This is a genomic window from Phytohabitans maris (genome assembly GCF_031085175.1).
GTDB classification, from domain to species: Bacteria; Actinomycetota; Actinomycetes; order Mycobacteriales; family Micromonosporaceae; genus Phytohabitans; species Phytohabitans maris.
Genome location: NZ_JAVHUY010000009.1, coordinates 205802 through 219731, shown reverse-complemented (window position 1 = coordinate 219731; position 13930 = coordinate 205802). Strand labels below are relative to the sequence as shown.

12 protein-coding genes are annotated in these 13930 nt (G+C 70.7%); 8 read left to right on the top strand and 4 right to left on the bottom strand.

The genetic code is table 11. From position 1 onward, the window contains the following. The first annotated feature begins 11 nt into the window (after positions 1 to 11). Genes RB614_RS12170 through RB614_RS12160 form a run of 3 tightly spaced genes read left to right on the top strand, consistent with a single transcriptional unit; the run spans position 12 to position 4725 of the window. On the top strand, positions 12 to 2309 hold the full coding sequence (locus RB614_RS12170) for an ABC transporter substrate-binding protein (RefSeq protein WP_308712552.1): 2298 nt from the start codon (positions 12 to 14) through the stop codon (positions 2307 to 2309). Then, entirely contained in the window at positions 2306 to 3127 is an 822-nt protein-coding gene (locus tag RB614_RS12165; protein ID WP_308712551.1) for an ABC transporter permease, read from the top strand. Before RB614_RS12170 ends, RB614_RS12165 begins: the two co-directional genes overlap by 4 nt. Further along, entirely contained in the window at positions 3124 to 4725 is a 1602-nt protein-coding gene (locus RB614_RS12160) for an ABC transporter ATP-binding protein (protein ID WP_308712550.1), read from the top strand. The genes RB614_RS12165 and RB614_RS12160 overlap by 4 nt, the downstream gene beginning before the upstream one ends. Before the next feature lie 94 nt (positions 4726 to 4819). On the opposite strand, the gene RB614_RS12155 is transcribed toward RB614_RS12160, so the two are convergent. Continuing rightward, the gene (locus RB614_RS12155) at positions 4820 to 5812 is read right to left on the bottom strand and encodes a glycoside hydrolase family protein (RefSeq protein ID WP_308712549.1); all 993 of its coding nucleotides are present in this window, start codon (positions 5810 to 5812) and stop codon (positions 4820 to 4822) included. A gap of 255 nt (positions 5813 to 6067) precedes the next feature. Here RB614_RS12155 and RB614_RS12150 point away from each other — a divergent pair, with 255 nt between their 5' ends. The 5 genes from RB614_RS12150 to RB614_RS12130 are packed head-to-tail and all read left to right on the top strand — an operon-like array spanning position 6068 to position 11844. Continuing rightward, positions 6068 to 7129: a LacI family DNA-binding transcriptional regulator gene (locus RB614_RS12150; RefSeq protein WP_308712548.1), complete on the top strand. Its 1062-nt coding sequence runs from the start codon at positions 6068 to 6070 to the stop codon at positions 7127 to 7129. 26 nt (positions 7130 to 7155) lie between these two features. Beyond that, entirely contained in the window at positions 7156 to 8754 is a 1599-nt protein-coding gene (locus RB614_RS12145) for an FAD-dependent oxidoreductase (RefSeq protein ID WP_308712547.1), read from the top strand. A gap of 11 nt (positions 8755 to 8765) precedes the next feature. Next, complete coding sequence (locus RB614_RS12140; RefSeq protein WP_308712546.1) at positions 8766 to 10058, top strand: ABC transporter substrate-binding protein; 1293 nt, start codon at positions 8766 to 8768, stop codon at positions 10056 to 10058. Continuing rightward, complete coding sequence (locus RB614_RS12135) at positions 10059 to 11012, top strand: carbohydrate ABC transporter permease (RefSeq protein ID WP_308712545.1); 954 nt, start codon at positions 10059 to 10061, stop codon at positions 11010 to 11012. Beyond that, positions 11002 to 11844, top strand: a complete 843-nt coding sequence (locus RB614_RS12130; protein WP_308712544.1) for a carbohydrate ABC transporter permease — start codon at positions 11002 to 11004, stop codon at positions 11842 to 11844. The genes RB614_RS12135 and RB614_RS12130 overlap by 11 nt, the downstream gene beginning before the upstream one ends. Before the next feature lie 39 nt (positions 11845 to 11883). Here the strand turns inward: RB614_RS12130 and hcaB are convergent, their stop codons facing one another. From hcaB to RB614_RS12115, 3 genes are read right to left on the bottom strand one after another with little or no spacing between them, the layout of a single operon-like run. Beyond that, positions 11884 to 12672, bottom strand: coding sequence for a 3-(cis-5,6-dihydroxycyclohexa-1,3-dien-1-yl)propanoate dehydrogenase (gene hcaB, locus RB614_RS12125; RefSeq protein ID WP_308712543.1), 789 nt, complete (start codon positions 12670 to 12672; stop codon positions 11884 to 11886). Positions 12673 to 12688: 16 nt separating this feature from the next. Then, a complete protein-coding gene (locus RB614_RS12120; protein WP_308712542.1) occupies positions 12689 to 13555 on the bottom strand; it encodes an alpha/beta fold hydrolase in 867 nt (288 codons plus the stop codon). A 35-nt stretch (positions 13556 to 13590) separates the two neighbouring features. Beyond that, a complete protein-coding gene (locus tag RB614_RS12115) occupies positions 13591 to 13917 on the bottom strand; it encodes a bifunctional 3-phenylpropionate/cinnamic acid dioxygenase ferredoxin subunit (protein ID WP_308712541.1) in 327 nt (108 codons plus the stop codon). Positions 13918 to 13930: the final 13 nt, after the last annotated feature.

The following is a 13930-nucleotide window of genomic DNA, read 5'->3' as shown; positions in this document are numbered from 1 at the left end:
GATGGATCTCGATGCCCGCTCTGCCCTCGCCTGCCCAGATGCCCGAGGTCGCTCGAAGGAGCCTGCTCAGGGGCGCATTCGCCGGAGCCGTGCTGCTCGGCGCGCCGGCCTTGGTCGGCTGCCGGTCGGATGCCCCTGCCGGCGCCGGTAGCCTGTCACCGCGTCGCGGTGGCAACCTGCGGGTGGTCGTCTCGGGCGCCTCGACCACCGACGACGTGCTCGATCCGCACCTTGCGGGTTCGTGGGGCGGCGGCGCGGTGGCGAAGAACATCTTCGACAAGCTGGTCGCCCACGACAACGACCTGGTCCCGCGCCCCCGGTTGGCGGAGAAGCTGGAGCCAAACGCCGACGGTACGGTGTGGACGGTCCGGCTGCGCCGGGGCGTCACCTGGCACGACGGCAAGCCGCTGACCGCCGCTGACGTGCTGTGGAGCGTGCGGCGCATCCTGGATCCGGCCAACAAGCTGCCTGCCGCCGCCGACCTGGCGATGGTGGATGCGGCGGCGTCGCGGGTGGTGGACGACCACACGGTCGAGCTGCGCACGACCCAGCCGATGGCGGACCTGGGCGGGCTGCTGGCCGGCTGGTACGTCTATGTCGTGCAGGACGGTACGAACAGGTTCGACCGGGAGCATCCGCCGGTCGGCACCGGACCGTTCCGGTTCGACGGCTGGGCGCCGGGTGAGCGGACGAAGCTGGTCCGCAACGACCGGTACTGGGAGGCCGGAAAGCCCTATGTGGACAGTGTGGAGATCATCCTGGCGGCCGAAGCGGACGCGCGGCTCAACGTCCTGCTGTCCGGGCAGGCCGACATCGTGCACGAGATGTCGTACGTGCAGGCCAAGGCCGAGCAAGGCAACCGGTCCCTGACGATCCACGCCTCCGCGGTGGGCACCTTCCACTCGTTCAACATGTTCGTCGACCGGGAACCGTTCACCGACCCGCGGGTGCGCGAGGCGTTGAAGCTGGCCGTCGATCGGGAGGCGATCGTCGAGTCGGTCTTCTTCGGCTACGGCGAGGTCGGCAACGACCTGTACGGCAAGGGCGCGCCGAACTACGCGGACGCGATCCCGCAACGGGTCTACGACCCGGACCGTGCCCGTGCCCTGCTGCGCGAGGCGGGCAAGGAGAACCTCCGCCTGACCCTGCACACCGCTGACGTCACGCCCGGCTACGTGCAGGCGGCGCTGCTCTTCGCCGAGCACGCCAAGCGGGCCGGCATCACCATCGAGGTGTCCAAGTCCGCGGCCGACTCGTACTGGACCGACGTGTACCTCAAGCGGCCCTTTACCCAGACCAGTTGGGGCAGCTACGCGCTGGAGTGGTTCTACGGGCAGGCGCTGGTCTCCGGCGCGGCGAGCAACGAGACCGGGTGGCGGCGCCCGGCCTGGGATCAGAGGTTCGCGCTGGCGATGCGGGTGCTGCCCGGCGACGCGGCGGACGTGATCCTGGCCAAGGGGGCCGGTGCCGGCACCGCGACGCCGGCCCAGAAGGCGGCGCTCCGGGCCGAGCTGGGCCTCGACCGGCCCGCCGTCGAGCAGTACCTGGACTGGATGGCCGGGGTGCTGCGTGGCGACCTGGGCCGGTCGTCGTTCTCCGGCCGGCCGGTCACGGAGATTGTCGCCGCCCGGCTGCCCAACACTCTCGTCCTGGCCGCCGTGGCCACCGCCGTGCTCGTTCCGGTGGCGGTCGGATTCGGCGCGTGGGCCGGTGCCCGCGCGGGACGTACCCGGGATCGGGTCGTGACCACCGTCGCGGTCACCGTCGGGTCGCTGCCGGAGTTCGTCACCGCCACCCTGCTGATCGCGGCGTTCGCGTTCGCGGTACCGGTGCTGCCGGCGGTTTCGATGGTGGCGCCCGGCGCGCACCCACTGTCCACACCGGAGATACTCGTACTTCCTGTCGTCACGCTGGTCGCGGTGATGGCACCGCAGTCGATCCGGATGGTACGGGCGCAGATGTCCGAGGTGATGGCCACGGAGTACGTGCGGATGGCCCGCCTGCACGGCATACCGGAACGGCGGATCGTCACCCGCCACGCGCTGCGTAACGCCCTCGCCCCGGCGATGCCGCTCCTGGCCGGCAGCGTCACCTGGCTCGTCGGCGGCATCGTGGTCGTGGAGACCGTGTTCAACTACCCGGGGATCTCCCAGGATCTGGTCCGCGCCATCGGCCAGCGGGACCTGCCGTACGTGCAGTCGGTGACACTGCTGTTCGCCGCCGTCACGGTCGCCGGCTACCTGCTGGCCGATCTCGCGGTCGTCGCGCTGGTGCCGAAGCTGCGCACGGCCGGCGGGCGCCGCTCATGACGCGCGGTCGGCGGCGGTGGGCCGGCCGGGCCGCCGGTGCCGTCGCGGCGCTACTGGTGGTCGTCGCGGTGGCCGGCCCGTGGCTGGCGCCGCACGACCCGACCGACGTCGTCGGCCTGCCCTTCGCCCCGCCGGGCGCCGGTCAGCCGCTCGGCACCGACTACCTCGGCGCCGACGTGGCCAGCCGGCTGCTACACGGCGGGCGTACCGTCGTCGTGCTCGCCCTCGCCGCCGGCGCACTGGCCTACCTGGTCGGCGGCGGGCTCGGCCTCGCGGCCGGGCTCTTCGGCCGCGCCGATACCGTCCTCATGCGCCCGGTCGACGTCCTGATCGCCGTCCCACCGTTCCTGGTCCTCGCGGTGCTCGCCGCCGGCACCGGCCGCGGCGCGGCAGTCGTCGTGCTGGCCGCCGCCCTGGCCAACGTGCCCGGCATCGCCAGGGTGGTCCGCGCGGCCACGCTCGAGGTCGGTGTGCGCGGCTACGTCGAGGTGGCCCTCGCCCGCGGCGAGACCTGGATCCGCGTCGCCGGCCGGGACGTGCTACCCAACATCGCCGCACTCGTGCTCACCGACGTCGGGTCACGGATCAGCGCCATGGTCGCCATGGTCGCCGGCGCCAACTTCCTCGGGCTCGGCCTGCAACCGCCGACGGCCGACTGGGCGCTCATGGTGGCCGAAAACCGCGCCGGTCTGGCTCTGCAACCCTGGGCCGTGCTGGCACCCGCACTGGCGATCGCCGTCCTGACCATCACCGTCAACCTCGGCGGTGACGAACTCGCCGCCCGCCTGCGCCGCGCCACCACGACGGTCGCGGCATGACCGGCCCCACACCCGAGGCGGTGGACCGGCCCGCGGTCGAGGTACGCGGGCTGCGCGTGGTGGCCGGCGCCGGCCGGCCGATCGTCGACGACGTGTCGTTCACCGTCCACCCAGGACACTTCCTCGCCGTCATCGGCGAATCCGGCTCCGGCAAGACCACCACCGCGCTGGCCCTGCTCGGCTTCGCCAACCCGGGCACCGCCATCACCGGTGGTGCGGTACGCATCGCCGGCGAGCCGATGCTGGGCCGCGCCGAGCCGCAGATCCGCCGGCTGCGCGCCCAGCTGGTCAGCTACGTCCCGCAGGACCCGGCGCAGGCACTCAACCCCGCCCGGCGCGTCGGCACACAGCTCACCGAAATCCTCCGCGCCCACGGCCGGGCGGCCAGCGCCGACAAGGCGGTCAGCCGCGCGCTGGAACACGCCCGGCTACCCGGCGACCGCGCATTCCTGCGCCGCTTTCCACACCAGCTCTCCGGCGGGCAGCGCCAACGCGTCGTCATCGCCCAGGCCCTGGTGCTCGACCCGGCCGTGGTCGTCCTCGACGAGCCCACCACCGGCCTGGACACGGCCACCCAGCACGAGTTCCTCGCCCACCTCGACCGGCTGCGGGCCGAGACCGGCGCCGCGATGGTCTACGTCACCCACGACATCGCCGCCGTCGCGCCGCTCGCCGACCGGATCGCGGTCCTGCACGCCGGCCGCCTCGTCGAGCACGGCCCCACCGGCACCGTCCTGGCCCGGCCCGCCACGGCTCAGGCCCGCGACCTGATCGCGGCCGTACCCAATCCGCGCCGGCGGGCCCGCGTCGGCGCTCCCGCCCCGGCCGGCGCTCTGCTGCGGGTCCGCGGCCTGACCGCCACCCACCGCGGCGCCGGGCGGCGCGTGGTCGCCGCCTCGGCCGTGGACATCGACCTACCCGCCGGCGCCTGCCTGGCACTGGTCGGCGAGTCCGGCTCTGGCAAGACCACCATCGGGCGCTGCGTCGCGGGGCTGCACCGGCCCGACGCCGGCACCATCGTCCTCGACGGCGAGTCGCTCGCCCGGACCGCCCGCGGGCGAAGCCAGGACCAGTGCCGGGCCATCCAGATCGTCTTCCAGTCCGCCAGCGAGTCGCTCAACCCTCGCCGCACGGTCGGCGCCGAGCTCACCCGGGTGCTGCGCCACTTCGACACGGCCGGCCCGGGCGGCGTCCGGGGCAGGATCGGCGAGCTACTCGGCAGCGTCCGGTTGCCGCCAGCCGTAGCCGGCCGCTACCCCGGCCAGCTGTCCGGCGGAGAGAAGCAACGCGCCGCCATCGCCCGCGCCCTCGCCGCCAACCCCCAGGTCCTGGTCTGCGACGAGATAACCTCCGCGCTCGACGTCTCCGTCCAGGCGACGATCCTCGACCTACTCACCGAACTGCGCCGCCGGCTCGACCTGACACTGCTGTTCATCACCCACGACCTCGGCGTGGTGGCAACCATCGCCGACCGCGTCGCGCTGCTGCACCACGGCCGGATCGAGGCGTCCGGCCCCACCAACCAGATCCTGCACGACGACCCGCATCCCCTGGCCCGCCGCCTGCTCGCCGCGGCACCCAGCCTCCACCGCGGCTGAGCCCACGCCGACGACCCGTCGCTGCGCTGGATCCCGCGGGTCACGGTGCCGTTGAAGACTCGCAGTGTGCGCCGATGACGCGCTGTACGGCTCGTCACGTGGCGCGGGCTACGCAGATGCGGGCGTCGAGCCGCGGGCCGGCCTCGTAGAGCATGTATTGCACGCCGCCGTCGGTGCCGAACGCGGGTGAGGCGGTGCGGCCGTTGTCGGAGGCGATGGGGCGGTGGAAGACGCCGAGGTGGACCTCGCGGTCGAAGTTGGTGCCTATCTCGGTCAGGTACATGTTGCCGGTGTTGCCGTGGTACGCGAGGTACGCGGTGCCGTTGCGCTTGAGCAGGTGGGCGGCGGAGATGTCGGTGCAGCCGTCTGGTGTGGGGGAGACGAGCGGCGTGGGGGAGAACTGCCAGCCGCTCCAGCCGTTCGGTGACCAGCCCCAGAAGATCTTGCGGGTGCCCGGGCCGATGGTGTGTACGGTCATGAAGACCATCACGTAGCGGTTGGCCTTGCCGGCGACGGAGTGTTCGAAGACCCGGGCGTACGAGGTCTCGGTGGTGTTGGGCACCAGGCGGGTGGAGAGGATCGGGGTCTCGTCGGTGAAGTGGACTCCGTCGGTCGACCTGGCCACCCGGGTCGTGTAGTTCTCGCCGTGGAAGTAGAGGTAGAACTGGCGGGTCGGGGCGTCCCAGACCACGTGCGGCGAGGCGACGTGGCTGACCGTGACGCCGCCGGGCAGGTTGCGGTCGACGATGGGGTTGCCGGCGTACTCGGTGTACGGGCCTTCGAGGCGGTCGGCGTAGGCGAGGCAGATGCCGCCGGGCGCGTCGTGCGGGCCGTAGTAGAGGTAGTAGCGGCCGAGACGGTTGCTGATCTTGTCGTAGACGCCGCGGACGCACGGGAAGATGAACTCACCGGTCGGGTTGTAGCGCAGCGGGCCGGCGAAGGCGTCGCGCACGTACCGGTAGGTGGGGAAGCCGGCGGGTCCGGCGAGTGCGGGGGTGGCGGCGCTCAGGCCGGCGGCGCTGCCGCCGGCGACCGCGGCGGCGCCGCGCAGTAGGGTGCGGCGGCTGATCTCAGGGGTACGGGCCATGGCGGTCCTCCGGTAACCCTCGGTGATCCGGCATCCGGACATGGACGCCTCTCGTTGGTCGAGAAGTCAAGCCCCGGCGGTACGGCATGTCAATACGCTAATACGAATTATCAAGGGCGCCTGGCAAGGAAGTTTCCCGGCCGAAGGTCTTGACGCGGCGGTGGCGCCCATGCCTACAGTTCACGGCGACGAAACATAATGCGTATTAGCAGAAACCGGCAGGCACACAACGTGACCGAATCGCGTAGCAGGCGCGTGACCCAGCAGGACATCGCGCGGATGACCGGCGTGAGCCAGGCGACGGTGTCGCTGGTGCTCAACGGCCGCGCCGACAGCGACGTCCGGATCGCGCCCGAGACGCGGGACCGCGTGCTGGAGGCCATCCGCAGCACTGGCTACGTCGCCGACCCGATCGCCCGCCGCCTGGCCGCCCGCCGCAACCGCATCCTCGGCGTGTTCACGTACGAGCCGGTGTTCCCGGCCGGCACCGGCGACTTCTTCCATCCGTTCCTGGTCGGCATCGAGGAGGGCGCCGAGTCGCTCGGCTGCGACCTGCTGCTTTTCACCAGCGCCTCGGTCGTCGACGGCCGGCGCCGGATCTTCCACGAGGACAACCGGCTGCGGCTGGCCGACGGCTGCGTGCTGCTCGGCCGCTCGCTCGACCGGGATGACCTGGCCCGGCTGGTCGCCGAGGAGCAGCCGTTCGTCTCGGTCGGCCGCCGCGACGACGCCGGCGGCCCGGTGCCCTACGTCGGCGCCGACTACCCGGTGGCAACCGTCGCGATCGTCGAGCGCGCCGTCGCGGTCGGGCACCGCACCCTGGCGTACGTGGGGCAGGGCGACCACCCGGTCGGTCCGGCGCCGCAGACCGGGCTGGACGGGCAGGACCGGCCGGCCGCGCCGGAGTCGCACGCCGACCGCGAGCGCGGTTTCCGGGCCGCCGTCGCCGCGGTCGGGGCCACCGGCATCCGCGAGCCGGTCGAGGACCGCTCCCCGGCCGACCTGCTCGACTCGCTGCTCGCCCGTGGCGTGACGGTCGCGTTCATGGAGGAGTACGCGGACGGTTCCGCCATCGCCTCGGTCGCCCGGGAGCGCGGCCTGGACATCCCCCGTGATCTGTCCATTGTGGCCCTCGGCGACCCGACCAGGCCCGCACCATCCGATGTGGACTTCACGATGTTTCGCATCCCCCGGCGCCAGATGGGTTGGCAGGCGGTCGAGGTGCTCACGCGGCTGATCGAGGGCACACCCGGGCCCACGCAGATCCTTCTCGACTGCGAGCAGGTCGAGGGCACGACCCTGGCACCACCGCGATGAAGGCGTTCCGACGGAAAGGGCACGTGTTGTCAGATCTGACTTGCGACCTGCTGGTCGTCGGCGGGGGACTCGGTGGCGTCGCTGCCGCTCTGGGCGCGCTGCGCGCCGGGCGGCGGGTCGTGCTCACCGAGGAGTACGACTGGCTCGGCGGCCAGCTCACCAGCCAGGCGGTGCCGCCCGACGAGCACAGCTGGGTCGAGCAGTTCGGCGTGACCGCCTCCTACCGGGCGCTGCGCGACGGGATCCGCGAGCACTACCGCCGCTTCTACCCGCTGACCGATCGGGCCCGCGCCGACCGCCACCTCAACCCGGGCGCCGGCTACGTGAGCCGCCTGTGCCACGAGCCGCGGGTCGCGGTCGCGGTGATCGAGAGCATGCTCGCGCCGTACCGGGGAAGTGGCCGTCTGGTGGTCCTGCAGCCGGCCCACCCGGTGTCGGCCGATGTGGACGGTGACCGGGTGACCGCGGTGACCGTGGCGTACGAGGGCCGCGAGGTGACGGTCACCGCACCGTACATTGTGGACGCGACTGAGACCGGCGAGCTGCTGCCGCTGACCGGCACCGAGTACGTGACCGGATTCGAGTCGCGGGCGGAGACCGGCGAGCCGAGCGCCCCCGACGAGGCGCAGCCGGCCAACATGCAGGCGTTCTCGGTCTGCTTCGCGGTCGACCACGTCGACGGCGACCACACGATAGACAAGCCCGAGCGGTACGACTTCTGGCGGGCATACCAGCCGCCGTTCTGGGGCGACCGGCTGCTGTCGTTCCGCGCCCCGCACCCGCGCACGCTCGAGCTGAGCGAGCGGTCGTTCACCCCCAACCCGGACGACGACCCGGGACTCGTCGTCGCTGACCAGCGGCGCGACCCGGGTGACGGCAACCTGTGGACGTTCCGGCGGATCGCCGCCCGGCGCAACTTCCGGGACGGCTTCTACGACAGCGACATCTGCCTGGTCAACTGGCCGCAGATCGACTACTTGGAGGGGCCGGTCGTCGACGTACCCGACCCGGCGGCCGCTATCGCCGCGGCCCGCGAGCTGTCCCGCTCGATGCTCTACTGGCTGCAGACCGAGGCGCCCCGCCCGGACGGCGGCACCGGCTTTCCCGGCCTGCGGCTGCGCGGCGACGTGACCGGCAGCCCGGACGGTCTCGCCCAGGCACCGTACATCCGCGAGTCCCGCCGCATCCGCGCCCGGTACACGGTCGTCGAGCAGGAGCTGTCGCTGGCCGTTCCCGGGGACAAGGGTGCGGTGTCCTATCCGGACAGTGTGGGCGTCGGCATGTACCGCATCGACCTGCACCCGTCGACCGGCGGCGACAACTACATCGACGTCGCCTCGTGCCCGTTCGAGATCCCGTTGGGTGCCCTGCTTCCGCGGCGGGTCACCAACCTGATCGCGGGCGGGAAGAACATCGGCACCACCCACATCACCAACGGTTCCTATCGACTGCACCCCGTCGAGTGGAACGCCGGCGAGGTCGCCGGCGTGCTCGCCGACTTCTGCCTGGCCCGCCGGACCACTCCGGCCGCCGTGCACGATACCCCCGGCCTGTTGGCCGACTTCCAGAACCGCCTCACCGCCGAGGGCGTCGAGCTGCGCTGGCCCGACGTCTCGGGCTACTGAGAGGGATCCTCATGAGAGCACGGACAACGCGAGCACGGACAACGGTCGCGGTCGCGGTGGCGGCGCTGCTCGGCCTTACCGCCTGCGGCTCCGGCGAGGGCGGCGGGGCCGACGACGGCCCGATCACACTGCGGATGACCACCTGGTCGGCAAACGAGGCGCACGTCAAGCTCTTCAACGAGATCGCCGACGAATACAAGAAGACACACCCGAACGTCACCGCGATCACCTTCGACGCCATCCCGTTCGAGAGCTACACGACCACGCTCACCACGCAGATCGCCGGCGGCAACCCGCCCGATCTGGCCTGGGTCCTGGAAAACGCGGCACCCGACTTCGTCTCCTCCGGCGCCCTGCTGCCGCTCGACGACACGCTCAAGGGCACCGACGGGTACGGCTTCGACGAGCTCGCCCCGGCCGCCACGAAGCTCTGGCAGGCCGACGGCAAGCTGTACGGCTACCCCTTCTCCACCTCGCCCTTCGGCATCTTCGTCAACACCGACCTGGTCAAGGTTGTCGGCCAGAAGACGCCCGCCGAGCTCATCGCCGCGAACGAATGGACCTGGGAGAACGCGACGAAGCTGGCCGCCGCGATCAACGCGAAGACCGGCAAGGCGGGCTTGGTGGTACGCGACTTCGACTACAAGGGCTGGGACAACCTGTCCACGGTATGGACCGGCTGGGGAGCCGAGGCGTGGAGCGCCGACGGGAAGACCTGTGGCTTCGACAAACCGGAGATGGTCGAGGCGATGACGTTCCTGCACAAGGCGACGTTCACCGACAAGGCGTTTCCCGGCCCGGGTACGACCGCCGACTTCTTCGCCGGCGAGGCGGGCATGACGATCACCCAGATCTCCCGAGCCTCGCTGCTCAAGGACGGCGCGTTCGGCTGGGACCTGGTGACGCTGCCGACCGGCCCCAAGGGCAGGTACGCGGTGATCGGCCAGGGCGGGCTGGGCGTGCTCAAGAAGGGCAGGAACGCCGAGGCGGCCGCCGACTTCCTCTCCTTCTTCACCAACCCCGCCAACTCGGCGAAGCTCGCGCAGTTCTTCCCGCCGCCGCGTACGTCGCTGCTCACGACGGAGACGCTCGCCAAGACCAACCCGCTGCTCAAGCCGGAGCAGCTGGAGGCGGTCGTGATCGACGGGATCTCCAGCGGCGTCGTCAAGCCCAGCCACACCGGCCAGGCGGAGCTGTCGCAGGCGGTCCGCTCGGCGCTCGATCCACTGTGGAAGCCGGGCGCGGACGTGCCGGCGGTGCTCGGCGGCGTGTGCACCGCGATCGACCCGCTGCTGGCCAAGTAGATGCCACTGCTGACCGACGACCGCAAGGCGGGCCGGACCTCGCACCGGCCCGCCCTCGACGGCGGGCGCCGCTGGTGGACCACCCGCCGCCGCGACCACCTGGCCGGCTACCTGTTCATCGCGCCGCAGCTCGTCGGCAGCGTGCTCTTCGTACTGATCCCGCTCGGCCTGGTGGTCTGGTACTCCCTGCACGAGTGGAACGTGCTCGCCGACACGTTCGACTTCGTCGGCGCCGGCAACTACCGTGCCATGGCCGAGGACCCCAACCTGCCCGGCGTGCTGCGGGCGTCCGCGCTCTTCTCGATCGGTCTTGTCGCGCTCAACCTGAGCCTGGCACTCTTCCTCGCGGTGCTGCTCAACCAGCGGCTGCGTGGCACCGCGTTCTTCCGGGTCATGTTCTTCTCGCCGGTCGTCGTGTCGCTGGTCGCCTGGACCATCGTCTGGGGCTTCCTGTTGCAGGACAACGGCGGCATCAACGGCCTGCTGGACACGATCGGCGTCGACGGCCCCAACTGGCTGCGCGGTGACCTCACCGCGATGCTCTCGGTGATCGTCGTGCAGGTCGTCAAGAACGTCGGCCTCAACATGGTGCTCTTCCTCGCCGCGCTGCAGGGCGTGCCGGGCGAGCTCTACGAGGCGGCCCGGGTCGAAGGGGCTGGCCGGTGGACCCAGTTCCGCCGGATCACGGTACCCCTGATCAGCCCGACGATCCTGCTCACCTCGATCATCACAGTGGTCGGCTCACTACAGGTCTTCGCCCAGATCGCCGTGCTCACCCAGGGCGGCCCCGGCTCCTCCACCACCGTGCTCGTCTACTACCTCTACCAGCAGGCGTTCCAGTTCCACCACTTCGGCTACGGCGCCACCATCTCCGTGCTGTTGTTCCTCATCGTCCTGGCGCTGACCGTCGTGCAGTGGCAGATGCGCAAGAGGTGGGTCTTCCATGAGCAGTAAGCTCTCGCCGCGCGCCAAGGTGCTCCTCTACGGCACCCTTTGCGTACTGGCGATCCCGTTCGTCTTCCCCACCTGGTGGATGGTCACCTCATCGGTCAAGCCGGTGTCGGAGGTGTTCGCGTTCCCGCCTTCACCGATCCCCACGTCGGTGAGCTTCGACGGGTACCGGGACGCGTTCACGACCCAGCCGTTCGCCCGGCAGTACCTCAACTCGGCGTACATCGCCCTGGTCGTCACGTTCGGCACCCTCGCGGTGTCGTCGATGGCCGGGTACGCCTTCGCCCGCATCCGCTTCCGCGGACAGAACCTCCTCTTCCTCGTGGTGCTGCTCGGCCTGCTCATCCCGAGCGAGGTGACGATCGTGCCGCTCTTTCGCATGTTCAACGCGCTCGGGCTCGTCGACACCCACTGGCCGCTGATCCTGGTGCCGATCCTCGGCGCGCCGAGCGTGCTGGCCACCTTCATCATGCGGCAGTTCTTCATCGCGCTACCGGTCGAGCTGGAGGAGGCGGCGCGGCTGGACGGGCTGGGCCGCTTCGCGACCTTCTGGCGCATCGGGCTGCCCCTGTCCCGGCCGGCCCTGGGCGCGGTCTCCATCTTCACCTTCCTGCACAGCTGGAACCTCTACCTGGAACCGATCGTCTTCCTCTCCACCCCGGAGAAGTTCACCCTGCCCCAGGCCCTGACCCAGTTCGTCGACGCGTACGGCGGTCCGATGTGGAACGTCCAGCTCTCGGCCGCCTCCCTGACCGCGATCCCGGTGCTGATCGTCTTCGTCATCGCCCAACGCCAGTTCATCGAGGGCCTGGCACACACCGGCCTGAAGGGCTGAGATCGGCCGCACCGGCGGGCTCGTCTGGCAGCCCCTCTGTCATCGAGCGCGGTGCGGCGTACCCGCCGCGCTGATGTCGAAGACGGTGCCGGTGACGGTGAGGGCGTCGTGGCTCGAAGCCAGCAGCGCGTAGGTACCGGCGTAGTCCGCTGGCTCGATCGCGCGTTCGAGGGCGGAGTGCTTCTCCAGGTACTCCTGGATCGGGATGTCTTTGATCTGACGCCGGTCGAGGCCCAGCGACTTCGGTCCGGTCAGGTTGGTGGCCATCGCTCCGGGAGCCACTGCGTTCACCCGAACCTCGGGGGCCAACTCGTAGGCCAGCTGCCGCACGAGGCCGAGTCCGGCGTGCTTCGTCGCCGTGTAAAGGACGCCACCGCCCCGCGGGTAGAAGGACGCGTTGGAGAGCGTGAGGATGATCGCGCCGCGCGACCTCTTGAGCGCCGCCGCTGCCGCCCTCGCGCCGAGCAGGTAGCCGAGCACGTTCACGGCGAACAGGTCACGGAATCCCGCTTCGAGCTCGCCCGGCGAGAGATCCACCAGGTTGCGGCTGAAGTCCCACATGCCGACGTTGCCGATGAGTACGTCGAGGCGCCCGAACGTCTCCACGGCAGCAGCGACGGCCCGCTCGTTGTCCGCGTAGGAGGTGACGTCGCCGGTCACCGTGACGAGCTCCTTGCTTCCGATCGACTCCAGCGAGGCGACCTTGTCGGCGTCCCGTTCGAGGACCGCGAGCCGCGCGCCCTCGTCGAGGAAGCGGTCCACGATGGCCCGCCCGACACCGGAGCCGCCGCCGGTGACGAGTACGACCCGGTCCTCAAGTCCGCGCACGTCAGGCTCTCCTCGGTCAGTGGTTGGTGACGAACTCGGCCACGAGCCGGTTGAACTCCGCGGCGTGTTCGAGCTGCGCCCAGTGGCCGCACCGGTTCAGCAGGACCATCCGCGAGTCCTGGATCATCGACATCGCGCGGAGGCTGAGCTCCCAGTGGACGGTCCGGTCATCGCGACCGTGGATGACGAGCGCCGGCACGCTGGAGGTCGAGAGCGCACCCGCCGCGGACATGAAGGCTTCCTGACCAAGGCCGACCTTGGCGCGGTCGAGCCAGTCGCCGAGGTGCTCGGGGTGCGCCAGCGCCGCCCGGGACCGTTGGTCGGCGAGGTCGTCGGTGGCGAAGGCGGGGTCGAAGCACATCACCTGGACCAGCCTCTTGAAGTTCGCCGGCGACGGGTCATGGTAGGTCTCGACGAGGACCTTGAACCCTTCGCTCATCCCGGCCGGCGAGAGCACGTTCACGCCCCACACCCCGGATCCCATCGTGATCAGGTGGGACACCCGTTCCGGCCACCTCGCGGTCATGATGATGCCGATCCCGCCGCCCATGGAGTTGCCCACGACGGCCGCCCGCTCGATGCCGAGCGCGTCCATCAACTGCTTGACCGCTTCGCCCTGGTCGAAACCGGACGCCACGCTCTGCCGGCTCGACTCACCCCAGCCCGGCATCGTCACCGCGACGACCCGGAACCGTCGCGACAGCGGCTCGATGTTCGGTGCGAAGTTCGACCAGCCCGTGGCACCGGGGCCGGTGCCGTGGATCAGCAGGACCGGGTGACCCTCGCCGGCCTCGTTGATCTGAATCTCGTAGTCCGGAGTGTGAACGATCCGGTGCGTGCTGTCGTAGGTCAGGGCTGGTGTCGAGTCGGTCTGGGTCGTCACGGCGGGCGGACTCCTCGTCGGTCGGGTTGTCGGGTTCAGTCGGGGAGGTCGACGAAGACGTCGTCGCCTTCGACCTTGACGGCGTAGGTGGCGACCGGGCAGGTGGCCGGAAGGCTGAGCACCTCTCCGGTCTTGATGCAGAACTTGGCGAAGTGCCACGCGCACTCGACCACGTCCCCGTCCACGTACCCGTCGGCCAGCGACGACTCGTCGTGAGTGCAGGTGTCGTCGATCGCGAAGTACTCGCCGTCGACGTTGAAGAGGGCGATCGGGTGCTCCCGGTCGAGCTGAAAGCCCTCGCCCTTTTCGATGTCGGACGTGCCGCACGCCTTTGTCCAGGTCACGTGGTCCTCACACTCCATGGGTCGGATCGCG